Source organism: Evansella sp. AB-rgal1, assembly GCF_041820985.1.
Lineage (GTDB): Bacteria > Bacillota > Bacilli > Bacillales > Salisediminibacteriaceae > Evansella.
In genome coordinates this window covers 74884-99095 of record NZ_JBGUAU010000019.1, presented here as the reverse complement: position 1 = coordinate 99095, position 24212 = coordinate 74884, and the positions used below count along the sequence as shown (strand labels likewise).

Annotated in this window: 23 protein-coding genes and 1 pseudogene; 6 read left to right on the top strand and 18 right to left on the bottom strand. The window is 38.0% G+C overall.

The window, feature by feature from the left end:
• Nucleotides 1-37: 37 nt before the first annotated feature.
• A complete protein-coding gene (gene secA, locus ACERII_RS16680; RefSeq protein ID WP_373643862.1) occupies nt 38-2557 on the bottom strand; it encodes a preprotein translocase subunit SecA in 2520 nt (839 codons plus the stop codon).
• Nucleotides 2558-3062: 505 nt separating this feature from the next.
• On the opposite strand from secA, the gene glcT reads away from it, so the two are divergent.
• Together glcT and ptsG are read left to right on the top strand one after the other, a co-directional pair.
• Complete coding sequence (gene glcT, locus ACERII_RS16675) at nt 3063-3890, top strand: glucose PTS transporter transcription antiterminator GlcT (protein WP_373643861.1); 828 nt, start codon at nt 3063-3065, stop codon at nt 3888-3890.
• 265 nt (nt 3891-4155) lie between these two features.
• The gene (gene ptsG / locus ACERII_RS16670) at nt 4156-6228 is read left to right on the top strand and encodes a glucose-specific PTS transporter subunit IIBC (protein WP_373643859.1); all 2073 of its coding nucleotides are present in this window, start codon (nt 4156-4158) and stop codon (nt 6226-6228) included.
• Between the two features lie 909 nt (nt 6229-7137).
• Here the strand turns inward: ptsG and hpf are convergent.
• Complete coding sequence (gene hpf / locus ACERII_RS16665; RefSeq protein ID WP_373643858.1) at nt 7138-7710, bottom strand: ribosome hibernation-promoting factor, HPF/YfiA family; 573 nt, start codon at nt 7708-7710, stop codon at nt 7138-7140.
• Nucleotides 7711-8246: 536 nt separating this feature from the next.
• Complete coding sequence (gene cspD, locus ACERII_RS16660; RefSeq protein ID WP_373643856.1) at nt 8247-8444, bottom strand: cold-shock protein CspD; 198 nt, start codon at nt 8442-8444, stop codon at nt 8247-8249.
• A 607-nt stretch (nt 8445-9051) separates the two neighbouring features.
• Here cspD and asnB point away from each other — a divergent pair.
• Together asnB and ACERII_RS16650 are read left to right on the top strand one after the other, a co-directional pair.
• Nucleotides 9052-11001: an asparagine synthase (glutamine-hydrolyzing) gene (gene asnB / locus ACERII_RS16655; RefSeq protein ID WP_373643854.1), complete on the top strand. Its 1950-nt coding sequence runs from the start codon at nt 9052-9054 to the stop codon at nt 10999-11001.
• Between the two features lie 849 nt (nt 11002-11850).
• A pseudogene (locus tag ACERII_RS16650) lies at nt 11851-12207 on the top strand (transposase); the annotation flags it as partial.
• 71 nt (nt 12208-12278) lie between these two features.
• Here ACERII_RS16650 and ACERII_RS16645 read toward each other — a convergent pair.
• A complete protein-coding gene (locus ACERII_RS16645) occupies nt 12279-12470 on the bottom strand; it encodes a hypothetical protein (RefSeq protein WP_373643875.1) in 192 nt (63 codons plus the stop codon).
• A gap of 99 nt (nt 12471-12569) precedes the next feature.
• Between ACERII_RS16645 and ACERII_RS16640 the strand changes: the two genes are divergently transcribed.
• Together ACERII_RS16640 and ACERII_RS16635 are read left to right on the top strand one after the other, a co-directional pair.
• Entirely contained in the window at nt 12570-12995 is a 426-nt protein-coding gene (locus tag ACERII_RS16640; protein WP_373643853.1) for a single-stranded DNA-binding protein, read from the top strand.
• A gap of 141 nt (nt 12996-13136) precedes the next feature.
• Nucleotides 13137-13376 carry a hypothetical protein gene (locus ACERII_RS16635; RefSeq protein ID WP_373643852.1) on the top strand — a complete coding sequence of 80 codons (240 nt, stop codon included), beginning with the start codon at nt 13137-13139 and terminating at the stop codon, nt 13374-13376.
• A gap of 384 nt (nt 13377-13760) precedes the next feature.
• On the opposite strand, the gene manA is transcribed toward ACERII_RS16635, so the two are convergent.
• The 14 genes from manA to fliW form a co-directional block, all read right to left on the bottom strand.
• Nucleotides 13761-14711, bottom strand: coding sequence for a mannose-6-phosphate isomerase, class I (manA, locus tag ACERII_RS16630; protein ID WP_373643850.1), 951 nt, complete (start codon nt 14709-14711; stop codon nt 13761-13763).
• A gap of 117 nt (nt 14712-14828) precedes the next feature.
• Nucleotides 14829-15215 (bottom strand): DUF8042 domain-containing protein, encoded by a 387-nt coding sequence (locus ACERII_RS16625; RefSeq protein ID WP_373643849.1) that lies wholly within the window; start codon nt 15213-15215, stop codon nt 14829-14831.
• A 202-nt stretch (nt 15216-15417) separates the two neighbouring features.
• Nucleotides 15418-15768, bottom strand: coding sequence for a flagellar protein FliT (gene fliT / locus ACERII_RS16620; RefSeq protein WP_373643848.1), 351 nt, complete (start codon nt 15766-15768; stop codon nt 15418-15420).
• Nucleotides 15765-16190 carry a flagellar export chaperone FliS gene (fliS, locus tag ACERII_RS16615; RefSeq protein ID WP_373643846.1) on the bottom strand — a complete coding sequence of 142 codons (426 nt, stop codon included), beginning with the start codon at nt 16188-16190 and terminating at the stop codon, nt 15765-15767. The genes fliT and fliS overlap by 4 nt, the downstream gene beginning before the upstream one ends.
• Before the next feature lie 37 nt (nt 16191-16227).
• Nucleotides 16228-17898, bottom strand: a complete 1671-nt coding sequence (locus ACERII_RS16610) for a flagellar hook-associated protein 2 (protein ID WP_373643845.1) — start codon at nt 17896-17898, stop codon at nt 16228-16230.
• 111 nt (nt 17899-18009) lie between these two features.
• Nucleotides 18010-18384 carry a flagellar protein FlaG gene (locus ACERII_RS16605; RefSeq protein ID WP_373643844.1) on the bottom strand — a complete coding sequence of 125 codons (375 nt, stop codon included), beginning with the start codon at nt 18382-18384 and terminating at the stop codon, nt 18010-18012.
• Nucleotides 18385-18508: 124 nt separating this feature from the next.
• Nucleotides 18509-18751 carry a hypothetical protein gene (locus ACERII_RS16600; protein WP_373643843.1) on the bottom strand — a complete coding sequence of 81 codons (243 nt, stop codon included), beginning with the start codon at nt 18749-18751 and terminating at the stop codon, nt 18509-18511.
• 125 nt (nt 18752-18876) lie between these two features.
• A complete protein-coding gene (locus ACERII_RS16595; RefSeq protein WP_373643842.1) occupies nt 18877-19458 on the bottom strand; it encodes a Uma2 family endonuclease in 582 nt (193 codons plus the stop codon).
• A gap of 134 nt (nt 19459-19592) precedes the next feature.
• Nucleotides 19593-19793 carry a YjfB family protein gene (locus ACERII_RS16590; RefSeq protein ID WP_373643841.1) on the bottom strand — a complete coding sequence of 67 codons (201 nt, stop codon included), beginning with the start codon at nt 19791-19793 and terminating at the stop codon, nt 19593-19595.
• A 20-nt stretch (nt 19794-19813) separates the two neighbouring features.
• Nucleotides 19814-20176: a DUF8042 domain-containing protein gene (locus ACERII_RS16585; RefSeq protein ID WP_373643840.1), complete on the bottom strand. Its 363-nt coding sequence runs from the start codon at nt 20174-20176 to the stop codon at nt 19814-19816.
• Between the two features lie 115 nt (nt 20177-20291).
• Entirely contained in the window at nt 20292-21938 is a 1647-nt protein-coding gene (locus tag ACERII_RS16580) for a flagellin N-terminal helical domain-containing protein (protein WP_373643839.1), read from the bottom strand.
• A 369-nt stretch (nt 21939-22307) separates the two neighbouring features.
• Nucleotides 22308-23006 (bottom strand): response regulator transcription factor, encoded by a 699-nt coding sequence (locus tag ACERII_RS16575; RefSeq protein ID WP_373643838.1) that lies wholly within the window; start codon nt 23004-23006, stop codon nt 22308-22310.
• Between the two features lie 226 nt (nt 23007-23232).
• Nucleotides 23233-23463 carry a carbon storage regulator CsrA gene (gene csrA, locus ACERII_RS16570; protein WP_373643836.1) on the bottom strand — a complete coding sequence of 77 codons (231 nt, stop codon included), beginning with the start codon at nt 23461-23463 and terminating at the stop codon, nt 23233-23235.
• A 5-nt stretch (nt 23464-23468) separates the two neighbouring features.
• A complete protein-coding gene (gene fliW / locus ACERII_RS16565; protein WP_373643835.1) occupies nt 23469-23921 on the bottom strand; it encodes a flagellar assembly protein FliW in 453 nt (150 codons plus the stop codon).
• Nucleotides 23922-24212 lie beyond the last annotated feature (291 nt).

The window sequence follows — 24212 nt, the reverse complement described above, 5'->3', positions numbered from 1 at the left end:
TAGTACCCTTAGCATAAATCATTTTAAACAATATTGCTTATCTACCGTGACATTGTTTATATTTTTTCCCAGATCCGCATGGGCAAGGGTCATTTCTGCCAATGGTGCTTTCTTTACGGAAAGGTGTTTTCCGTTTTTTCTCTTGTTCTGCTTCACTTGCACTACGATGTACCGCTTTTCCTTCTGCAACTTGTTTACGCTCCAAGTTCGTTTGGATTTGTGCGTTCATCGCATAACGGGAAACATCCTCTTCAATAGAAGCAACCATTTCTTCAAACATTTGGAATCCTTCAAATTTATATTCACGCAATGGATCGTTTTGACCATATGCACGCAAGTGAATACCTTGACGTAATTGATCCATTTGGTCAATATGGTTTGTCCACTTCGTATCTACTGTACGTAGTACGATAACTTTCTCAAACTCACGCATACGCTCTGGAGTGAATTCACCCTCACGACGGTCGTATTCTACAGTCACACGATCCATAATAAGTTCGATCATTTCTTCCGGTTCCATGCCATTAATATCTTTCAGTTCAATTTCATTATCGTTTAGTACAGTAGCATTTATATAGTCAACGATTCCTTGTAAGTTCCAGTCCTCAGGAACTTCTGATTCAGGTGTGAAGACTTCAACGTTACGCTTCACCGTAGACTCAATCATTTTCTCCACAACTTCACGTAGGTTGTCTGATTCAAGTACTTCCATACGTTGCTCATAAATGATATCACGTTGCTCGCGCATTACATCATCATATTGTAGCAATTGCTTACGAGCATCGAAGTTGTTACCTTCTACTCGTTTTTGCGCCTGCTCTACGGCACGAGAAACCATTTTACTTTCGATAGGCTGATCTTCATCCATCCCTAATCGTTCCATCATTTTCGTCATGTTATCCGAACCAAAACGACGCATCAACGTATCTTCTAGCGATAAGTAAAAACGCGATTCACCTGGGTCCCCTTGACGACCCGAACGTCCACGAAGCTGGTTATCAATACGTCTACTTTCATGACGCTCTGTACCTAAAACAAATAAACCACCAAGCTCCCTTACACCTTGTCCTAGCTTGATATCTGTACCACGACCAGCCATGTTTGTTGCAATTGTAACAGCTTTTTGCTGACCAGCATTTTCAATGATTTCCGCTTCATGAGCATGGTTTTTTGCATTTAATACGTTATGCGGCACTTTACGTTTTTTCAGCATTCCTGAAATTAACTCCGAAGTATCCACGTTTACCGTACCAACAAGAACTGGTTGCCCTGTGCTATAAAGCTCTGCAATTTGATCAATAATGGAACGGAATTTTCCATCCATTGTTTTGTAAATGTAGTCCGGTTGATCTAGACGAGAAATCGGTTCATTTGTAGGAACAGCGTACACGTTCATTCCATAAATGTTACGGAACTCTTCTTCCTCTGTTTTCGCCGTACCAGTCATACCTGCAAGCTTCTCATACATACGGAAGTAGTTCTGGAACGTGATGGATGCCATTGTCATACTTTCACGTTTAATCTCCAGGCCTTCTTTCGCTTCAATTGCTTGGTGTAAACCATCACTATAGCGACGACCTTTCATCAGACGTCCAGTAAATTGGTCAACGATTTGAACTTCCCCATCTTCCACAACGTAATCCTCATCACGCACCATTACTTTGTGAGCTTTGAGGGCTTGGTTAATATGATGGTTTAATTGAACGTGCTCCGAGTCGAATAGGTTCTCGATGTTAAACGTTCGTTCTGCTTTACTAACACCATCATCCGTAATTTGCACCGTCTTTGTTTTCTCATCATACGTAAAGTCTTCGTCTTCCTTCAGCATACGTACAAAAGAATTTGCGGCAGTATATAATTGCGTTGATTTTTCAGCAGAGCCAGAGATAATTAATGGAGTACGTGCCTCATCAATTAAAATGGAGTCAACCTCATCGACGATTGCATAATGAAGTGGACGTTGGACCATTTGCTCTTTATAAATAACCATGTTGTCACGTAAATAGTCAAAACCAAATTCATTGTTTGTACCATATGTAACGTCACAGTTGTACGCTTCACGTTTTTCATCACGTTGCATACCCGATAAGTTTAAGCCCACAGTTAAGCCAAGGAATGTATAAAGTTTTCCCATTTCCTCCGCGTCACGTTTTGCAAGATATTCGTTCACCGTTACTACGTGAACTCCTTTTTCTGTGATTGCATTTAAATACACTGCGAGTGTTGCAACAAGCGTTTTCCCTTCCCCTGTTTTCATTTCTGAAATATCACCATGGTGAAGAATGATTCCCCCGATAAGCTGAACAGGATAGTGAGTTAAGCCTAATGCACGAGTAGAACCTTCCCTTACAACCGCAAACGCTTCTGGTAAAATACTTTCTAGTTTTTCACCGTTTCGATAACGCTCTTTAAAGTCAGCTGTTTTTTGACGAAGACCATCATCACTCAGCTTTTTCATTTCATCAGCCATTGCTTCGATTTGATCTACTGTCTTTTGAAGCTTCTTTAAATGTCTTCCATCCGAATCTCCAATGACCTTTTTTAATAAACCTAACATCGGACATTGCTCCCTTGTCATTTATTTACCTAAAGTGAATATATAGTAGTAGCAATACGAAACAAGATAACGTCAAGTTTCATATAAAAAACCAGCCTTACCGATCAAAGAAAGAAATTATTTCTATCATACTTTACATAACATACATTTTAACAGTTTGGCCAAGTCCTTACAAGAAATAGTCACAACCTCGCCACCGGTCTGGTCCCCGAATATTTTGTGAACTTTTTCGTATTAGTATTGACACCACAATATCCTGTGGTTTTCGACATAATTTGTTCATGGACCAGACCGGTGAACAATCAGTGAACATTTGTGTCGAAATCCACGATTGAACGGCGACAAATACGTAATCTTCCTCATAAATTTCCCAATTCTTATTAGTTGATGAGTTTCGCTCGCTTGACTATACTATTAATATTACAAAATTCGACACAGATACAACAGAATGCACCACTAACCCAACACAAAACAAAGAATTAGACAAAGGAGGAGGAAACCACAGATGATCCAGGTTGTAAAAGTACTAAACAACAATGTACTCATTGCCAACCACCAGAATTATCAAGAAGTTGTCTTAATTGGAAAAGGTCTAGGTTTTGGTAAGAAACCTGGGGATGAGGTTGCCGGTGAGAAAGCAGAGAAGTTCTTTGTTCTAAGAGATGAGAAAGAACAAGAACAATATAAACACCTATTAGAATATGTTGATGAATCGTTTATTGGCCTAATGAATGACTTTATCGAACGAATAGAAGAACGCTTTCAAGCCCCTCTAAATGAACATATTCATGTCGGCTTAACGGACCACTTATTTTTCGCAATCAAACGAATTAACCAAGGACTAGACATAAAAAATCCATTTCGACTTGAAACAGAATTAGCTTATCCAAAAGAATACGCGATGGCAACAGAATTAGTGGAGTGGCTGAAAGAAACACTTCACATTCAAATACCAGAAGGGGAAATCGGCTTTATAACACTGCATATCCACAGTGCGTTATCCAACCGCCATCTATCCGAAATTAATAAGCACACACAACTCGTTTCAGAGTTAGTAGATATTATAGAAGAAAACATGAAAATAACGATTGATAAAAAAGACAGTAATTACTTACGACTCGTGCGTCATATACACCATACAATTGACCGAGTCCAAACCGGTAATTATATGGAAAACCAAGATGCATTAAAAAAAATATTGCAATCGGAATATCCTATATGCTATACTTTGTCATGGAAATTGATGAAAGTCATGCAACAGCGATTACATAAGCCAGTTCCTGACGCAGAAGCAGTGTATTTAACATTGCATCTCCAACGGCTAGGTAAATAATTCTTCAGAACAAACAACCATAGCGAATTATCATGTAATCACTTAAATTTTTATACTGGAAAACAACTCTTTTCCGTGTTACTGATCATGCAGGCATGAGAGAAAAGGATTGTAGATAACGCCTAAACTAGGGTGAAGTGTATCTTCTCCCCTAACATAAGGCCCTTCTACACTCTTTTCCCTCATGCCTTTTTTTGTTGTCATGATATTTTATCTATCAATTATCCATACTACTCATAAGAAAAAAATAAGGAGGATTCTACTTATGTTTAAACGACTTTTTGGTCAGTTGCAACGTATCGGTAAATCATTAATGTTACCGGTTGCGATCTTACCAGCGGCCGGTTTATTGTTGGCAATTGGTAATGCAATGAAAAACCCAAATATGCTAAACCTTATGCCATTTTTAGAAAATGACTTTTTCGCTAACCTAGCAACCATGATGGAATCAGCAGGTGGAATTGTATTTGATAATTTAGCGCTAATATTCGCCCTCGGTGTTGCTGTAGGTCTTGCTAATGGAGCCGGGGTTGCCGCACTAGCAGCAGCAGTTGGTTTCCTAGTAATGAATGTAACGATGAGCGTAATGGGAGGATTAACTGTTCAAGGAGTACTTGATGCTGGGAACCCTGCACACGCTCTTGTTCTCGGTATTCCAACTCTACAAACAGGTGTATTCGGTGGTATTATCATCGGTGCCCTTGCAGCTTGGGCATACAACCGTTACTTTACCATTGAACTACCAGCTTTCCTAGGGTTCTTTGCAGGAAAACGTTTCGTACCAATCGTAACAGCATTCGCTTCATTCTTCGTCGGGGTAGCCTTATTCTTTATTTGGCCACCAATCCAATCAGGAATGAACAACATTTCCGAATTTTTAATGACAGAAGCAATGACAGTAGCGGTATTCTTCTTTGGATTTGTAAAACGTCTATTAATCCCATTCGGACTACACCATATTTTCCATGCACCGTTCTGGTTTGAATTCGGTTCATACACAACAGTAGCAGGAGACATCGTGCGCGGGGACATGAACATCTTCTTCGCACAACTGCGTGACGGTGTAGACTTAACAGCAGGTCACTTCATGGCAGGGGAATTCCCAATCATGATGTTCGGTCTACCAGCCGCAGCACTTGCTATGTATCATCAAGCACGTCCTGAAAACAAAAAAATCGTTGGTGGTTTACTCGGTTCTGCAGCACTAACATCATTCTTAACAGGTATTACAGAACCAATCGAATTCTCATTCTTGTTCCTTTCACCAATTTTATTCTTCATCCACGCAGTATTGGATGGTATTTCATTCGTAATTTTATACTGGTTAAACATCAACATGGGTTACACATTCTCCGGTGGTGCCATCGACTTCTTCCTATTCGGTGTCGTACCAGGACGGGAACCATGGTGGCTCGTTATTCTAGTTGGTCTTGTATTCGCAGTAATTTACTACGTCCTATTCACATTCATGATCAAGAAGTTCAACCTAATGACACCTGGTCGTGAAAAAGCAAACATGGATCAAGAAGTAGGCGGAAGTGGCAAAAAAGGCGGAAACACAGAATTACCAACTAACATCTTAAAAGCACTTGGCGGAAAAGAAAACTTAACACACCTAGACGCGTGTATCACACGTTTACGAGTATCTGTAGCAGACCCTACACAAGTAAACAAAGATCGCTTGAAAGAACTAGGCGCATCAGGCGTAATGCAGGTGGATAAAAACTTCCAAGCAATATTCGGACCACGCTCAGAGACAATTAAGAGTCAGATCGAAGACGTTATTGCGGGGAAAACACCGACGATCGAAGAAGAGCCAAAAGTGGAAGCTCCTGTAGCAAACCCATCACAAACTGGAGGAGTACCTGCAACAGAATTAGAAATTGCCATCCCGATGGCGGGTGTAATAAAACCAATCTCTGAAGTACCGGATCAAATGTTTGCACAAAAAATGATGGGTGACGGCTTCGCCATTGACCCAACAGACTCAAACGGTACAGTGTATGCACCTGTATCAGGGAAGGTTGTAAACCTATTCCATACAAAACACGCAATCGGTCTTGAAACAGAAGGTGGAACAGAGATCCTAATCCACGTTGGTATTGATACAGTGAAGTTAGGTGGAGAAGGCTTTGAAGCACTAGTGGCACAAGGTGACACAGTAGAACAAGGTCAACCACTGCTTCAAGTAGACATTCCATCCGTGAAGGAAAAAGCACCATCAGTCATGACACCAATCGTATTCACAAACCTAAAAGAAGACGAATACGTGGTCATCGAACGAGAAGGCTCAACGAAAAAAGGCGAAACAAACCGAGTACGCATCGCCAAAAAATAAATAATGTCACAAAAAATACAAGGACCAGGTCCCCGAACTTTCGTTCAGGGACCTGGTCCTTGACGATTTTGTGAACACTTAATCTCTCCTGACTTTAACCCGCTTAATCATGAATACATGCTCAATCGGGAAGAACCCTAGTGTGCTTTTTTATGGACAGAAGCCTGAGAGTTAGACGAAACTATGAGAAAAAGTGTATTTCACTGTAATATAGGTCATATATTTGCGATATTTTGCACTGCAGCTCTTTATTTAATGACAACTTTGAGCTTCCAGAAGTGATTTTGTCAATTATCCTTCTCTTATTTGACAATTCCATGCTTTCAAATGCTGATTTTGTCAATTATCCCTCTCTTATTTGACAGTTCCATGCTCCCACCTGCTGATTTTGTCAATTATCCCTTTCTTATTTGACAATTCCATGCTTTCACCTGCTGATTTTGTCAATTATCCTTCTCTTATTTGACAATTCCGTGCTTTCACCTGCTGATTTTGTCAATTATCCTTCTCTTATTTGACAATTCCATGCTCCCACGTGCTGATTTTGTCAATTATCCTTCTCTTATTTGACAATTCCGTGCTTTCACATACTCATTTTGTCAATTATCCTTCTCTTATTTGACAATTCCGTGCTTTCACCTGCTGATTTTGTCAATTATCCTTCTCTTATTTGACAATTCCATGCTCCCACGTGTTGATTTTGTCAATTATCCTTCTCTTATTTGACAATTCCATGCTCCCACGTGCTGGTTTTGTCAATTATCCTTCTCTTATTTGACAATTCCGAACTTCCATGAGGCGATTTTGTCTAGTACCCAGATATAATCATTATCCCCACTAAAGTAGTTCAACTAAAAGAGGAACCTGCCATTCCGGCAAGTTCCTCTTAACATACATTTCATTTTTATTTTAAGCTTCTGGCTCAATCAATCCGTATCGGCCATCTTTTCGCTTATATACTACACTTGTATTACCACTAATAGCATTCGAGAATACGAAAAAGCTGTGTCCTAGCAGATCCATTTGAAGAATTGCCTCTTCTGCATCCATTGGTTTTAAATCGAAACGCTTCGTACGAACAACTTCAAAGTCATCATCATCTTCAAGCCCAATTGTTGTAGATCTCTCTTCTGCCAGTGGCTCTAATTCATTTTTAAACATATATTTCAAACTATCATCGCCGCCACGGAATTTGCGGTTTACCTTCGTTTTATGCTTACGTATCTGGCGTTCTAATTTTTCAATAACTAGATCAATTGCAGCATACATATCCCCGTGCTTTTCTTCTGCACGTAATAATAACTTTGTCATAGGAATTGTAATTTCCACTTTTTGTTTCGAATTAACCACACTCATTTTTACATTTACATCTGCATTTGGTGTAGTTTCAAAGTACTTCTCAAGCTTTCCAACTTTTTTCTCTACATAATCTCTTAATGCTGGTGTAATTTCAAGGTTTTCGCCACGAATATTAAAATTCATAAGCAAACTCCTCCTTTCGGTTATGTATGTAATATTCTTCATACCCATTTAATAATCCTTCCCAAACATCAAGAAAATTAACAAAGATTTTGTCGAATCTGTGAAGTTTATTTTATTTTTATTAATTTTCCACTTACTTTATTACTTACCACTAGTTTCCTCCAAATATAACCAAAATAATCAACTTCACAAAATTTTCACAGGTCTGGTCCCTGAACAAAAGTTCAGGGACCAGACCTGTGAACTTTATGAGCTTTTTTGCTAATGACATGACCTTCGCTTGACCTTCACTTATATTGAAACTCCTAAAAAACGGAAAAAACCCATCTCTTGAAAAGAGACGGGTTGATTTTTCCGCTATGATTCTTTCCCCAATATCATTCCTACTCAATAACATTTTCATCTTTGAGAAAGTGATGAAATGTCCACAGTGCTCAATCAAATGTAAACACTTACATTTCTTGTTTCTTCTCTCCTGTATATCTTGCATGTTTAAGTAGAATTAAAATTCATTTGTTACTCTTTGGGAATGCGAATTAAAGCTTCGTTACGTTTGCAGCTTGAGGCCCACGAGCTCCCTCAACGATCTCAAACTGAACTTCTTGACCTTCTTCAAGAGTTTTGAAACCCTCTTGTTCGATCGCTGAATAATGAACGAATACATCGTCCCCACCTTCGCGCTCGATAAATCCAAAACCTTTTTCTGCATTAAACCATTTTACTTTTCCTTGCATATTCCTAACACATTCCCTTCATGTTAAAATCTAGTGAAATTACCACTATATCCTCAATATATCAAGGGTTAATCTTCTCGTCAAACTGTTTTATACTGATTATTCCGACTTAAATCGACCTAAAACTGCAATCGCTTTCAGTAAAATTGTAGAAGCTTGTAATACCTTCCCTATTCTTCGATTTACTGAAACATTCTTCATTAAAACATCGTCATACTTTATGAAAAACCGATACTACATCACTGCAATCATTTCCCAAATATTGGTGAAAACACTGTAGAATACATTTGCAATATATATCTGAAGATTTCCCACCTGTGAAAACCCCAAACATTACAATAATTATCTATATATTAGCCTATATTTTAACCAATGTACCATTGCAAAATTGCATTATTTGTTTTACCACCATTGATCAACTCAAATAACATTAATACTTTGTAAAAAACGAAAGCTGAAAAGTATATTCCCACCAAACAAAAATATAACTTTAGTAAGGGGAAAAGCAAAATGTAAAACTTTCTACAACATTCACCTAAAACCCATATTTCAATTACATGAAACTGTTAAAAAAATGAATTTGAAATAATCGGAAGGAGATATTCTCATGTGTGGATTTGTCGGTATTGTATCTAACAATGAAAAATTCATGAACGACCAGCCTTTAGAAAAAATGATGGAAATCATAACCCATCGAGGTCCCGACGATTCCGGAGTGTTTAAAGATAAGTATGCGAAATTTGGGTTCCGTCGCCTTAGTATTGTCGATCTTGAAGGCGGACACCAGCCAATGAAGTACTTTCAAGAACGTTATACCATTATTTTTAACGGGGAAATATACAACGCACCTGAATTAAGAAACCAACTCATAGAATCTAATGAAGCACATTTCGATTCCCACTCTGACACGGAGGTAATACTAGCTCTCTATCATTACTATAAAGAAAAATGCGTCGACTACTTAAAAGGGATGTTCTCCTTTCTAATCTGGGATATAGAAGAAAAACACCTCTTTGGTGCCCGTGACCCTTTCGGAATAAAACCGTTGTTTTACAGAAAATTAAGATATAACACCATTGTTTTTGCATCAGAAAAAAAATCACTTTTTTGCCTCCATGACCCAGCCTATGTAGACGGAGAAGCGGCTTTTCACTATTTAACATTTCAATACATCCCAGAACCACATACAGCAACATCAGAAATAGAAAAACTTCCACCAGGACACGTCGTTACATGGGAACCTAATAATCCTTTGCAGATTTCGAGTTATTGGCAACCCGAGTTTTCCCCGAAAGAGGAAAAAACGAACTTTCTTTCTAGAATACTGCTAGCACCTTTTCGAAAACGAAAATTACTAAAAGAAAAAGAGAACATGCTCACATCCATCCAGGAAACATTAATGGATTCTGTAGAAAGGCATATGCGCTCCGACGTACCTGTAGGAGCCTTCTTATCCGGTGGAATCGATTCATCAGCGATCGTTGCTATGGCCAGAAAACTTCATCCAAGTCTTAATACGTTTACTGCAGAATTTGATCGAATTGGATACAGTGAAGGTGATGTGGCAGAGGAAACAGCACGTGCGCTAGATGTAAACCATAATCGAGTAAAAATTTCTGTCGAACAAGTCATGAATGAGTTTCCCACCATCGTATGGCACATGGATGAACCAGTTGCTGATCCAGCAGCTATCCCCCTTTACTTTGTGGCAAAAGAAGCAAGCCGACACGTCAAAGTAGTGCTTTCTGGCGAAGGGGCCGACGAGCTTTTCGGTGGGTATAATATTTATCGTGAACCACATTCTTTACGAATGTTTAACCATATTCCAACGCCGGTAAAAAAGATGTTAAAACTCATTGCTCATCGTTTTCCTAATGGAGTCAAAGGGCGTGACTTCTTCCTTAGAGGATGCACCCAGTTAGAGAATCGATTTGTTGGAAATGCAAAAATTTTTTCCGACGTGCAAAAAGAAAAGATTTTAATTCCTGGATCCCCCGAATGGAAAACGGATCGGATCGTACAACAATTATATAAAAACACAACTAAATACGATGACGTGACAAAAATGCAATATATTGACATACACACGTGGCTTCGGGGAGATATTTTAGTAAAAGCAGATAAAATGACAATGGCTCATTCTCTTGAGCTTCGAGTTCCATTTCTAGATAGAGATGTTTTTGACATCGCATCGAGAATTCCGAGCTACGGAAAGGTACACAAAAACCAAACGAAAGTATGGCTTCGAGAAGCATTGGAAGAGGTTGTACCAGCTCATGTACTTCATCGGAAAAAACTAGGGTTCCCAGTTCCCATCCGTCATTGGTTGAAAGACGAAATGTACGACTGGGCAAGAAATTGGATTCTTCAAAGTGAGACAGATCATCTTTTCCATAAAATAAACTGTTTACAATTATTAGAGGACCACCGTCTTGGGAAATACGATGCAAGCCGAAAAATATGGACTATTCTAACGTACATGATTTGGCATTATCAGTACATGGAAGATCACAGCCATCAGCATCAAAACAATAGTCACCAATCAAACATTATCTAATTTTCCTGAAAACGAATGTGGAACATTTATGGAATAGCTATTGAGGGCAATGAAAAAGCAAACTTTTTCATTGCCCTTTCTGTTACTCCACACCCTTATATCCAAAAAAAAAATAACAAATAACTATAAACTATTTCCACAAAAAGTAAACCCATTTCACAAAACTTTCCGGTCCCTGGTCCCGTACAATTTTGTGTCCGTAATTAAAATATTTTTATCTCCACAGTAAAATAAGTATTGCGTTTTTAAAAGTTTCGAAATAAAATAAGGCTAAAGATACATAATATGACAAAATTTTCTATCCAATTAATTTCTTCGACAAAACCTTACTTTTAGGTTTTCTTCAAAAAATACTTTTCCAAACAGCTCCAACATCAATAATCCATACAAACTGTATTGAATATACCGTAGCTCACGAGTAAAATCTGACTAGATACATAATCCTAGTAATAAAGTTTCATTAAAATTGACTCCAAAGGACAACTCGCATGTTGCTATCTTCAGCTAACATGTGTGTTGATGTAACTTGTTCCGCCTCCATCTCCATACGAGGAGACGTTAGAATACTGATTAATGAAATACATATTAACAGAATAATTTCCTTATCGACGTCCATCGAACAAGTTACAAAATAAGTGTGAGGAATTTCTGACCAACTTTCCTATATTTCTACCTACCAAAATATCCGGTTTTCCTCACACTTTTTCCTTCATATATAGCAGCAAACGTCTCAAAACGACAACACAAGTCACATCATTTAATGGAATCTCATCCATTAACGCACCATTCCAAACGAAAGCAACATCATCATGTCACACCCTATCCCACCACACGAAGGAGCAGCCAAACATGCCAAACCCAAAACGACAATGGTATCCAGGAGCAATCTACCACGTAATAAGCAGAGGAATTCGCAGAACCCCCATTTACCTAGCTCCATCAGACTTCAACAAATTCATCTCCATTTTAGACGACACATACCATTACACACCCTTCTCTCTTCACGCATACTGCCTCATGACCAATCATTATCACCTATTATTAGGCACAAAAGGAGATCCACTAAACAAAATCATGCATTCCATAAACTGCTCCTATGCCACCTGGTTTAACAAAAAATATAACCTAACCGGTCACGTATTCGAAAGCCGCTATACAAGTCACCCGGTTCCATCAGACTATGGATTAATGACAGTCAGCGCCTACATCCATAACAACCCCCGTGCAGCCACTATTGTCACAGATCCCATTGACTACCCTTATAGCAGCTTCCCATTTTACGCATATCCAGAGTTTGTCGCCGAACCAACCACACAAACTTTACAGACAACGACAGAAAGCCACACCATTGCCACAACCCAGTTATACAATCTACACCCAAACACAGCAAATTGGCACCTTTTCCAACATTCAGAGACCGAATTCCCAACACGCTCACCACCAATCGCTTTCACCAGAGATAGACTCAACCAGCTTTTTCCCACACCGCTTCACTGCCATTACTCCCGATACGTAGACCGAGAATGGACCCTATCAAACTTATAAACAATAGAGGAGTGACCACCAACATGCTAAACCAAATCACACTAATCGGAAGAATCGCCAAAGATCCCGTCATGCAAACAACCGACAAAGGAATATCCGTCACACGCTTAACACTCGCCGTCCGCCGCCCATTTAGAAACAACGACGGAAACTACGACACAGACTTCTTCAACTGCACAGCATGGAAGAAGCTCGCAGAAACATCCGCCGATTATTGTTCCAAAGGCTCCCTCGTATGCGTACAAGGAAGACTAAGCACAAGAAATTACGAAACAACCGACAACAAGAAACTCACCATGAACGACATCATCGCAGAAACCATCACCTTTCTACAACTAAAACGAGTCCAGCCAACAGAAGCAACACCAATACCTAACAACACCGTCGTGGCAGCCTCAGCAACACCGCCACCACCAGCAACAATCAGAACCGAAGACCTTCCTTTTTGAACAACAACAACCTAACTCTTTGCAAATAGGCTATTTCACAATTTGATAGCCTATTTGTACCTAGCTAAAATCCCCACTTAACAAGATTCAATGAAGCTCCGCTTATCCAGCACAAAGTCTAACAGGAAAGGATTGAAAAAAATGACTGAAATAGAGTTATTAAAAGCAATCATACATAAATTGGTAAAAATAGAATCACAAATGATGAAGCAACAAGACCTGATAGAACTGATGGAGCAATTCGTAACTCAAGAGGAATATGCCGAGTCCATCCAAGAAGCACTACTAGAACTCAAGAAGAGTGTAAATCTAAAACACATCGAAAATATTAATTCTGATGAGCTTATCCTCCGATCTATTATGCAGACGAGTGGTTTTTAAGGAAAGTATAGAAAATGATCTCTAATAGGATATAGTATCGTAAAATACTGTACCAATTGCCGGCAAACTATCTAGCACTATCAACAGTGTTGGTATGAATTCCATTCGCTACTGCCCACTCCCTTTCCTAGGGGAGCTGCCGAGCTTCTTTCGTTCCTTCGTCACTACAGAATCTCGCCTATGCTCTATTTCCCCACAGGAGTCTCGTGGGCATTCGCTCATTCTATATGGTGCTAATATTACTAATATTCACATCACGAAAAGAATCATGCTCCGAGGTGAAATTCCTAATCATAAATATCTACTAATTAATAATATATCCTTTTCTTTTGTTCATACCATAAAGTAAAGAAGCCAAGCGGCGAATATCCACTTGGCTTCTCTTTATTTTGTTGTTTCTGATACCATTACAGTCATTTCACCTGATAGTTCAAAGTTACTTACTGTTGATGGGATAATGAAGTGGTCACCTTTTACTAGTTTGTGGGTTCCAGTTTCTGTAGTAACGTTGCCTCCACCAGATATTACACTCATTAATAGATACGAATTATTTTCACGTTTTACTTGTCCACTAACTTCCCATTTATGAAGTGTAAAATATCGCTCTTGAATGAGTCGCTCAATCGTTACTCCTTCTTCTGTCCAAGAAGGTCTGTCTAATTTAGGATCCTCATGTGGCACCATGGAGCATGCAACAGAGTCCTCAATATGAAGCTCACGATGATTGCCTTGGTCATCCGTACGGTCATAGTCATAGAAACGATAGGTGATATCAGAGCTCTGTTGAATCTCCAAGATCATGATCCCTTTTCCGATTGCATGAACCGTTCCACTCGGCACATACACAAAGTCGCCTTTTTCTACAGACACAGAGCGAAAAAGATCCTCCCATTTCTGCTCTTCCACTAGTGTTTGTAATTCTATACGTGTTCTTGCATTGTGCCCCAACACCAACTCAGACCCAGGATCTCGATCTAAAATGTACCAACACTCTGTTTTTCCAAATGCGTAATTTTCATGCTCTTGCGCGTATGTATCGTCAGGGTGCACCTGAACAGAAAGGTCATCTTGTGCATCAATAATTTTAACTAGTAACGGGAACTCTTCTCCCTCTTCATTATCAAACAGTTCCCGGTGCTCTTCCCATAGCTGACGAAGTGTCTTCCCAGCGTATTCCCCATTCTTTACTACATTCGTTCCATGAGCATGTCCAGAAATTCCCCAGCACTCCCCTGTTTTATCTGAAGGGATATCATAGTTAAACTGCTCCTTTAACTTACTACCACCCCAAATTTTTTCCATCAGAACTGGCTTTAATTGAATAATTTCCTTCATTATATTTCCTCCTGCTTAAAAGCAAACAATTTACACTATCTCATTGTACAACTACCAGAATAATCAATCAATTGGCAAAATACCATCTTCGCAGGTCTGGTCCATGAACATTTTGTGTCATTTACTTAATTCATTTCTTTTCGTAATCAAGACTTGCTTCCATTTAATCAGAGCTGGGTGGATGTTTTCATTAATGAACTTCATTCTTGCTTGTTCATTTTCAAATGACTCAGTACTCACTCCTTCATGTATAGCGGAAGAGATATTTCGAAGTCGCTTCATCGTTATTTCATCTGTTCCAAAGATAGAGACAAGTGTCATGTTCTCTTCATTGTAAGATGTCAATCCTGAGAGAACTTCTTTTAATAACCGCTCACCGATATCCGAATCATTATTGCGGTAGCATTCTAATACAAAATGTATTGTTTTCTCTACTTCTTTAAGCAACTGAAGGTAATTATCCAAAAATAATACCTGTGCATCGATCACTTTCTGTTGATTCATCAAACCCCTCCCATTGAATCAATACATGAATATATAATTCCTACTAACTATACTAACGAACCACCACTTAAATTTCCAAAACAAAACATATGAAAGTTCACAAAATATTCAAGTCCCTGGTCCCTGAATATTTTGTGAACTTTATTGACAGAAAAAAACTCAAGAGAGGTCAATAGAGACTCTTGAGTTCTTATATTATATATTAATTTTTCTTGTCGATAAACGCTCCGTCAATAGGGGCATAGTAATATGGATTCTCATACTTTTGCCCTGTTTCTTTTCGCTTTTTGAGATTGTTTATATCCCGTTTAATTGCGAGTAACTCTGACTGAAGCTTTGGTTCCATTTGTTGCTGCATAGAAGCGATTTGCTGTAATAACAGCTTTTCTTGATCAGATGGTTCACGATGAATAGCATTTAACACTATGCCCCGTTCTTCAACCAATGCTACTAAACTTTCAATATAGGTATCTCGTTCTTCTGAAACAACTGGCTTTTCTACTAAATCAAATAGCTTTTTTGATACCTCATACAACTTCACAATCTCGTTCACAATCTCGTAACTCCTGCTGAAGCACCGCCTGCAGTAACCCCATGACGTTGCTTTCGATCAATCATGATCACTTGTTTCCATGTATCACGAAATTCGATTACGAACTGTTCTGCTTCTTTTAGAGCAGTTAAATCATTATTCATATTCGCAGCAACAAGTCGGTTTAAGATAAAGTCATACATTTGTAGCATGTTTTTTGCAACGTCTGTATCTGTTTTTAATGTTACCATGAGTTCATGAATGATATTTTGTGCTTTTAATAAATTCGTGTTTTTATCCTGGACATTCTCGTCAATTATCGCCTTTTCCGCACGTTTAATAAATTTCAAACACCCTTCGTATAGCATTAAAGTTAGCTCACCAGGTGATTTTGTTTCTGTTGCCTTCTGTTTATAGCTTGCATAAGGATTATTTACAGCCACTATTACACGCTCCTAACACTTTTTCTTCTAGCAATGTTTAATTTTGCTGAGGCATCAACATAGACCATATCTGATCTGCTTGTGAGTTTAATTCAGCCATTGCTTTTTCCATTGCCGAGAACTGTCTCCAATACCGTTCTTCTGTTTGTTGCATGCGGCGTTCAAAATTAGAGATTCGATCCTCTAAATTTACTAGTTGTCTCCCGATGGTAAATTGCTGATTAGTCCTACCTTGTCGACCAGCACGTTCGGTTATAGTATTTATCCCACTTTCTAATGTTCCGCGCAACCTGCGTAAAACACCTTGTTCTGATCGTTCATCACTGTTCCCCATAAATAATTGATATACCGATTCACCGTGGTTTTCTATATAATAACGCATACGATCCTCACCATTCATCCGTTCCCCGTTCGGCAGCGTACGCATGCTCGTATCAATTATTATTTTGCCACCGTCCATATAATCAGGTGAGGTTACTAGACCAAAGGCTGATAAATCCTTTAAAATTCTATCGGGATCCTCGTCTGAGATTCCTGAAAACATGGCCATTCTCATTTCAGTTAATGTGTTTCTAAGAGTTGCATCGTTTCTTAACAACCCACTTCGTGCTTTTTCTTCCCACATTTCAATTTCTTTGTCACTCATAGCTTCTTTTTGTTCATCAGTCAAAGGTCGAAAATCTCTAAATCGATCTTCTCTCAGGGCTCCATTAACCATATCCACCAGTTCATTATAATCTTCAACGAATTTCATAATATCTTGCATTATTTTTTCTGTATTCGTTTGTGACGTTATAGTGACAGTCTCATTTTGTCCTGTTACACCATTTAAGGAATAGGTAACGCCATTTATTGTGAAGTTATTTGTTGTTCTTTCTGTCTCATGTCCATTTATTGTAAATACAGCATTTTTTCCAACTCTCGGGTTATTTGGGTTATCAGGATCACTATTAGGGTCACCAGGTGGCCCATATGCTAAAGCGCTCACTACCAACTCTTCTTCAGCATTTTTAACTTCTTCTCTAAAATGAAATCCAAAGTGGGTGAATAATTCTTTTGCATTATTTGTTTCAGTAGAAATTTCATCCCCAAAATAAATAGATGAACCTGCACCTGTCTCAGACATTGTTACAACTACCTGGGGTTGATTTGTTCTTGCATTTTGATCAAGAAACGCTTGGAAGCCTAGTCCTTCTCTATTCATTTTTGTGATAGCAGATTGGATTGTGTCATCTCTACTAAGTTCAAATGAAACCTGTTTTTCTTCACCACCTGGAAGAACAACGTTCATTTTAAATTCAGCGATACCATCTTCATCAAAAGCAATTCCCTCCCAATCACCGAGGGTCTCTTTCGTTTTTGTTTGGTCTATTCCACCTGAAACAAAACTACTTGCGGACGCAAGCCGACCAACTTCCATTCTCACAGAAGTGTTAGGTGTATTAGTTCCAGCTACAGCAGTAACTATTCTATCATTTGAACTAGTTACTGTCTTTTGTAAAAAAGTAGATTGTAAACCTAAACCCGTCGCTCTAAAAGAGTCTCTCAATCCCATCATTTTTACATTTTTTTCCCTATATGAATCACGTTGCCACTCCAAAGTTGTTCGATTCTGTATTAATTTGTCACCTTTCATTCGTTCAGCTCTCATTAAATCCCTTATAATTTGCTCTGTATCCATACCAGAGGCAAGCCCACCAATACGCATCTGTGTATCACTCCTTACATACACTATCCAAGTTATACTATATATTTTTTTATCGGTATTTTTTTAAGAATGTTTAGTAAATAAAAAAAGAAAGCCATTAAAGGCTCCCCATTATATTTTTTCATCAATAATAAGACCAGCAAATTCTAGCATAGACGAGATCATATCTAAAAATTGCTCTGGTGGTATTTCTTTAATTATTTCATCCGTTTGTTTATCCACAATTCGAATCATGGTCCTATCAAGCTTCTCGTGCTTATCAAATCGTAAACCCTTTTCTTGTGTTTCTAACAACTGATTAAGCCCATTTAGCTCATCTTTTAGTTTATCTTCATTCCAGGTACGTTTTGCTTCAATAGAAGTTGCCTCTGCTTGACGCGATGATGTGTCTACACTTCCTTGTGTATTCTGTTGATTCACTCGGGTAGCTTGTGTTTGTGATATCAATTCATTGATTGCTAATGATCCAGTACCCTTCACTTCCATGTGTCTTCCTCCTCTATAAAAAACAATTAATATTATAGTTATCGGAAGATTTAGGTATTTTTTATAGGGGCAAAGAAAAATATTTATACATACGTCTTCAAACTTTTATTGAAAACAGTTTAGTCTACTCGAATTGGATTTGAATATCATGATAAATTTGTTCTAATATCTTTATTTCCTCATTTAATCTTTGTAAAGTTTTGTTATACATTTTTATTTCCTTTGTTGTAAGAGTATTAGATTGAGCGTAATGGGCTATCTGCTTCATTTGATGTAATTTTAGATCAACTTCATTTAGTATATCCATTTTATCTTTCGTTTTTTCTAATTCCGTTTCTAATTTTTCTTTACAAACATTACTATCCATCTTATACTCCTCGCAATGACTATATTTATAATTGATAATCCGTGGATAATATCACGTTGTTTTATATGAATATATATACTTAAACCTTGTTGTGACCTTATGTAAGAAAAAACGAGCAGTGGTAGCTACTCTTCAAATAGTGTATGAAGTTCAATATCTAAACCTTGAACAGTTTTCACTGATATACATCCATCTCGATCAAAAATTTCAGGGCGATCATACTTACCATTGTTTAAATAATGGACCATCACTACTTTATCGACTGGATGAACGATCCAGTATTCCTTCACACCTTTTTTTTCATAAAGATTCATTTTTATAATATAGTCATGCGCAGCATTAGATGGTGAAAGAATTTCAATAATAAGATCAGGTGCGCCTTTACACCCTCGGTCATCCAATTTTGCTGGATCACAAACAACGACAAGGTCTGGTTGAACTACAGTCATTGTCTCTTTATCTTTTGCATTGTTTTCTTCTGGGAGTCGAACATCAAATGGTGCAATGTTAACTTCGCATGTTTTTCCTTTTAAAAAGTTTGCAAACTGACGTCCTAGTTCTAAAAGTACTTGCTGGTGCAACCTTGAAGGTGCAGGTGTCATCATATAAGGAGTACCGTCAATCAGTTCCACCCGCTCACTTTCCGACCAGTTTAAATAATCCTTAAATGAGTATGTCTTTTGAATTTTGGGATTCATCGCAGACATGTCCATCACCCTTGCACTTTTTCTTATATTATAACACAAGTGTCTTCCTATTCTAATCACTCTTTTGTTAAAACCCACACTCGCGATGTATCCTACTATATTTTAGACATAACTACATATATAACTAACAAACACTACAATTTCAAATCGATTTTCCCGCCTAGATGTGGTTGAGCTGCTTGTTGGATGGCGGCTGCATCCGCTGTACTCATCAACTTCTGTAGAGCTTCTCCTTGCTGTTCTGTATTTCCTATTGCTTTTTTCATGACTGATATGGATACTTGTTGTTGAATATGACCTTGATTAAGTGCCATGGATAGAAAAGCGATGTCCATGTGATTACCTCCTTCTCGAATTAGGATACAATGTACGGGTGAAATGTATTTTCTAACTCTTCTTTCCACTTCTTCACCTGTGGGATGAGGGTGAACTGCATGACCTCTTGTACTTTATAGTAATCTTTTTCCTCATAGCGATTTACAACTAATTCTAAGATGTGGTTGAGGTTAGTTGAAGTTTGCTGTTCACATTCTAACTTGTCTTTGATAGGTTTGATTGAATTTTCTATTGTGGAGTAGGCAGAAAGGACATCCTCAAACGTAATGATGGTCTGTTCATGTTTGCCCTCCCCTATAAGTTTTTGAATATGTTGTAGACCTTGTAGCATTGTTTCAGTAAGTTCAAGAGATTGTTTCATTACTTCTATGTATTTTTCCATTTATATCATCTCATTTCAAATCAATTTACTATATTAACTTTCCCATTATGAACCATTATATGTATAAAAAGAGACCCTAGTAGAACTAGAGCCTCTCTTAAGTTGAATAATAGAATTATCCAAGTAATTGTAATACAGCTTGTGGAGCTTGGTTCGCTTGTGCAAGCATTGCTTGAGAAGCTTGAGAAAGAATGTTATTCTTCGTCATTTCCATTACTTCACGAGCCATATCAACGTCACGGATACGAGATTCAGCAGCTTGTAAGTTCTCTGCTGAGTTATTTAAGTTATTAATTGTATGCTCTAAACGGTTTTGAACCGCTCCTAGAGAAGAACGTTGTTCAGAAACTTTCGAAATAGCTTTATCTAATGATTCTAATGCTTTACTAGCACCAGCTTCTGTAGTTACGTTTACACCTGAAACTCCTAATGAAGCCGAACGCATATCACCTATTGAGAAAGTAATTTGTTGACCACGATTTGCACCAATTTGATAAGTCATACCACCATTACTAGATGCGGATGTCTGAGCTTCGCTTAAACCAAGGTCAGATACCATTGTAGCCCCAGTTTTATCAGAGAATGACACAGGTCCACTTTCACTAACTACTTGTAATCGACCGTCATTTAAGGCATTAACCTTTACTGCCTCTATGAAACCTTCCTGTCCTGCTGATCTTCCTTGAGCCGTGTTATAACTATCAACTGCAGTTTTTATTGCTGTTTCGAACCTACTAGCAACCTCTGTCATGTCTACAGTGCCATCACCTGCAACAGCAGCCATAGAACCTTGTAACCTAATACCGTCTACCTCAAAATGAAACTCTGTTGGTCCTTGAATTTCTGCACCACTATATTTAGTAGTTCCTGCAGTTACTTCACTATTCGCAGCAGCAACAGTACCATTCTCATCGGATAAAATACTACTTAATATTGCCTCATCAGTTTTAAATTCAAATCCTGAGTTAGTTCCTTTTGAACCACTTTGTAAAACTAGAGAACCAGAATCATCCACATAACCTGTTACATGTGCTACATTGGCACCTGATGCATCAATAGCTTCATTAATTTTGTTTACAATTAAGTCCTTAGCTGCATTTCTTGCACTTGCATCATTTGAAACTCCAATTAATATGTTTCTCTCAGAACTTGATAGATTTTGCCAATCCACAGTAATTTCTGTTCCATCAATAACCACTTTTTCTTGTTTAAATTCAGATGCAGTAATTGCTGCATTTGCTTCGTGCATCGCCGCATTACCTGTAACTTCACCAGCAGTTTGCTTAGCAATAATTGAACCTGTAGTAGTATCTTGACCCACAGAAACACTTCCTGCGCTTTTTAAATTACCATTTAGTAGCTTTTGAGTATTAAACTCAGTAGTGTCACCGATTCGATCAATTTCTTGTTTTAGTTGGTTTATTTCATTTTGAATAGCTTCACGGTCTTCCTTAGTGTTCGTTCCGTTAGCAGACTGGTTAGCTAATTCACGCATACGTTGAAGGATGTTATGAGTTTCGTCTAATGCACCCTCTGCAGTTTGGATTAATGAGATACCATCTTGTGCATTACGAGAAGCTTGGTCTAAACCACGGATTTGCGCTCTCATTTTTTCAGAGATTGTTAAACCAGCAGCATCATCACCAGCACGGTTGATACGTAGACCTGATGATAATTTTTCCATTGAACTTTGTGCAGCGTTTTGGTTGATCCCCATTTGTCTGAATGAACTTAACGCTGGAATATTATTGTTAATAATCATTTGTAATTTCCTCCTTGAAATTATGTTTTTTTGCTTCCTCCCACATCCTTGTGATCAGAAGTTCGTTGTTTGATCACTCAGTCAAGGTCGGCCGCCCTTTTCTTTATGATCATTCAATACTTATATCGGACGAAAGTTTTAGATGTTTAGCATTTTTTGTTGAAAAAATAAAAAAATTCCCGAATCCATTTCAAAACTCCAATATATTCGGAGGGGGATACAAAAGTAAACGTCACGTCAAGATAAGTAATACTCCAAACCAACTAGTAACTAACGAACTACTTTCCTGCCTACCAAATTATTTTCTCTACCCACCCAAACCAAAAAGAAGCCCCATACAAAAGGCTTCACTCACTTAAAATATATTAATTACCTAGCTGCCTCAACCCACCCATACCGAATGGATTTCACCATGGCATCCGTGCGGTCTTTCGCCTCAATTTTTCGCAATAACTGACTAATAATAGTACTAATAGTGGAGGGTGCTAGGTACAGCTTGTCTGAAATTTGACGATTGTTATACCCATCCAAAATTAACTGAAGAACATCTTTTTCGTTTTCCGTTAATTTCACAGTTTCTCTTTTTAGAATTAATTTCTTGATAGGTTTATCTTTTAGTTTTTGTTTCTCAATTTCAGCTATGAGAGCTTGATGAAGAGTTGGTTCTAAAAACACGCCTTTTTGCTTCAAAAATTGAAAAACAATCCCACTATTTTTTTCCAAAAAAGATAAAGAAACGATACCATTGACAGGAAGCGTAAGATAAGGGATAACCTTCGTTTCACGTAAATCATTGTGAACTAAAACCAAGAATCCTTTTTTCTTTTCTTGCCATTCCTCACAAACAGTAACAATCGATCGAACCGTTGGTCGTGAGTACTCACTTACATAGTAAAAAACAAGATCATGATCAGAGACATTTTTGGGTAATAAATTATTCCTAGTAATAGATCCTTGCTTCATGTTGGAACTAATTGCTTCTATTTGTTCTGAGACTATTTCATTGTGTTTATCAATAAAGAAAATGTTTGGCCCCTTAACTTGTTGTTGTGTTGCTGTCACTAGCATAAGATCTACCCACCTCTGATTAATCTATTACCGTCCTGTTGATTATCGTAAATATATTCGTAAGTAAGTTATCGTTTTTGTCCAATTTTCGACAAAAAAATATAATATTTCACTAAATAGAACGATTTTTTACTATTTTATCACAGAAACAAAAAAAATACCCGCAAAATTTTAGAAATTTCGACTATTTTATTCAAAATTTGACAAAATTTTTAACAATCTCAAGTTAGAACTTGCCTTTTTTGATTAATTGCTGTAATACATCTACTGATGAATTATTGGCTGCTGCATTATTCTCTTCCTGAATCGATAGATATACTTCTTTACGATGAATATCCACATGTCGAGGAGCACTAATTCCAATTTTCACTTGATCTCCATCAACACTAAGAACCTTAATCTCAATATCATCACCGATTTTAATAGCTTCATTTGTTTTCCTAGTAAGAACGAGCATTGTAGTTATCTCTCCTTCTGTCCTGCTGCTGCAAAAGTAGCTAACGGATGTTTTGTTTCATAGCTGGATTCATTTAAAACTATCTGTTTCCCTTTTTGCTTTTTGCTATTAATGACAATTGGTCCTCGTAAGTTCGCTGTGGAATCAACTAACTCATCTCGTAACGTAAGAATTACGAACAAAGCAACATCTTCCTCGTTGTCTATCTCTAATTGTTCAATAACATTATCTGCTAATTTCGCCTCATATTTGGGGAAAAATTGAAACGGTGTCATTACCATAAATGCTAATCCTGGAGTTATAGTAGACTGCAATATATAAAAGGGACTTGGCTCTTCACTGAATGGTAATAAAACAAACTGCTTCTCCTCTTCGAAACTTGGAACTCCTTGCTCGAAATGAATGATATTGGAAGGGTTAATCTCTGTCTCACCTGAATACTTCGTTTCTATTTTCACGTTTATCACTCCATTTTTTAAACTTGGCTATGTTAAAGGACAATGTTGATATTTGTGCCATATTGATTTTTACGGAAGGTGCGAGCTCCTTGAAAAATACTACCGTATTTTTCTGGGTGCGTTGTCTTTCGGAGAAGCGAGCCAGGCGAGACCCCACAGGGAGGCGGAGCCAGGATGGCAAAATGTGGCCGTCCCCCCCCAGGACGTGAGCACGCTCTTAGGCCGAACTGGGAGGGAGGTGGCTTGAGTTTCGCCCTAAGGAAAGCGAGCAACCTGTAGTAAAAATCAACA

Bases quoted from the DNA above. Each gene is read 5' to 3' on its own strand.
- secA (WP_373643862.1), bottom strand. From the start codon at position 2,557: ATGTTAGGTTTATTAAAAAAGGTCATTGGAGATTCGGATGGAAGACAT.
- glcT (WP_373643861.1), top strand. From the start codon at position 3,063: ATGATCCAGGTTGTAAAAGTACTAAACAACAATGTACTCATTGCCAAC.
- ptsG (WP_373643859.1), top strand. From the start codon at position 4,156: ATGTTTAAACGACTTTTTGGTCAGTTGCAACGTATCGGTAAATCATTA.
- hpf (WP_373643858.1), bottom strand. From the start codon at position 7,710: ATGAATTTTAATATTCGTGGCGAAAACCTTGAAATTACACCAGCATTA.
- cspD (WP_373643856.1), bottom strand. From the start codon at position 8,444: ATGCAAGGAAAAGTAAAATGGTTTAATGCAGAAAAAGGTTTTGGATTT.
- asnB (WP_373643854.1), top strand. From the start codon at position 9,052: ATGTGTGGATTTGTCGGTATTGTATCTAACAATGAAAAATTCATGAAC.
- ACERII_RS16640 (WP_373643853.1), top strand. From the start codon at position 12,570: ATGCTAAACCAAATCACACTAATCGGAAGAATCGCCAAAGATCCCGTC.
- ACERII_RS16635 (WP_373643852.1), top strand. From the start codon at position 13,137: ATGACTGAAATAGAGTTATTAAAAGCAATCATACATAAATTGGTAAAA.
- manA (WP_373643850.1), bottom strand. From the start codon at position 14,711: ATGAAGGAAATTATTCAATTAAAGCCAGTTCTGATGGAAAAAATTTGG.
- ACERII_RS16625 (WP_373643849.1), bottom strand. From the start codon at position 15,215: ATGAATCAACAGAAAGTGATCGATGCACAGGTATTATTTTTGGATAAT.
- ACERII_RS16610 (WP_373643845.1), bottom strand. From the start codon at position 17,898: ATGCGTATTGGTGGGCTTGCCTCTGGTATGGATACAGAGCAAATTATA.
- ACERII_RS16605 (WP_373643844.1), bottom strand. From the start codon at position 18,384: ATGGAAGTGAAGGGTACTGGATCATTAGCAATCAATGAATTGATATCA.
- ACERII_RS16600 (WP_373643843.1), bottom strand. From the start codon at position 18,751: ATGGATAGTAATGTTTGTAAAGAAAAATTAGAAACGGAATTAGAAAAA.
- ACERII_RS16595 (WP_373643842.1), bottom strand. From the start codon at position 19,458: ATGTCTGCGATGAATCCCAAAATTCAAAAGACATACTCATTTAAGGAT.
- ACERII_RS16590 (WP_373643841.1), bottom strand. From the start codon at position 19,793: ATGGACATCGCTTTTCTATCCATGGCACTTAATCAAGGTCATATTCAA.
- ACERII_RS16585 (WP_373643840.1), bottom strand. From the start codon at position 20,176: ATGGAAAAATACATAGAAGTAATGAAACAATCTCTTGAACTTACTGAA.
- ACERII_RS16580 (WP_373643839.1), bottom strand. From the start codon at position 21,938: ATGATTATTAACAATAATATTCCAGCGTTAAGTTCATTCAGACAAATG.
- ACERII_RS16575 (WP_373643838.1), bottom strand. From the start codon at position 23,006: ATGCTAGTGACAGCAACACAACAACAAGTTAAGGGGCCAAACATTTTC.
- csrA (WP_373643836.1), bottom strand. From the start codon at position 23,463: ATGCTCGTTCTTACTAGGAAAACAAATGAAGCTATTAAAATCGGTGAT.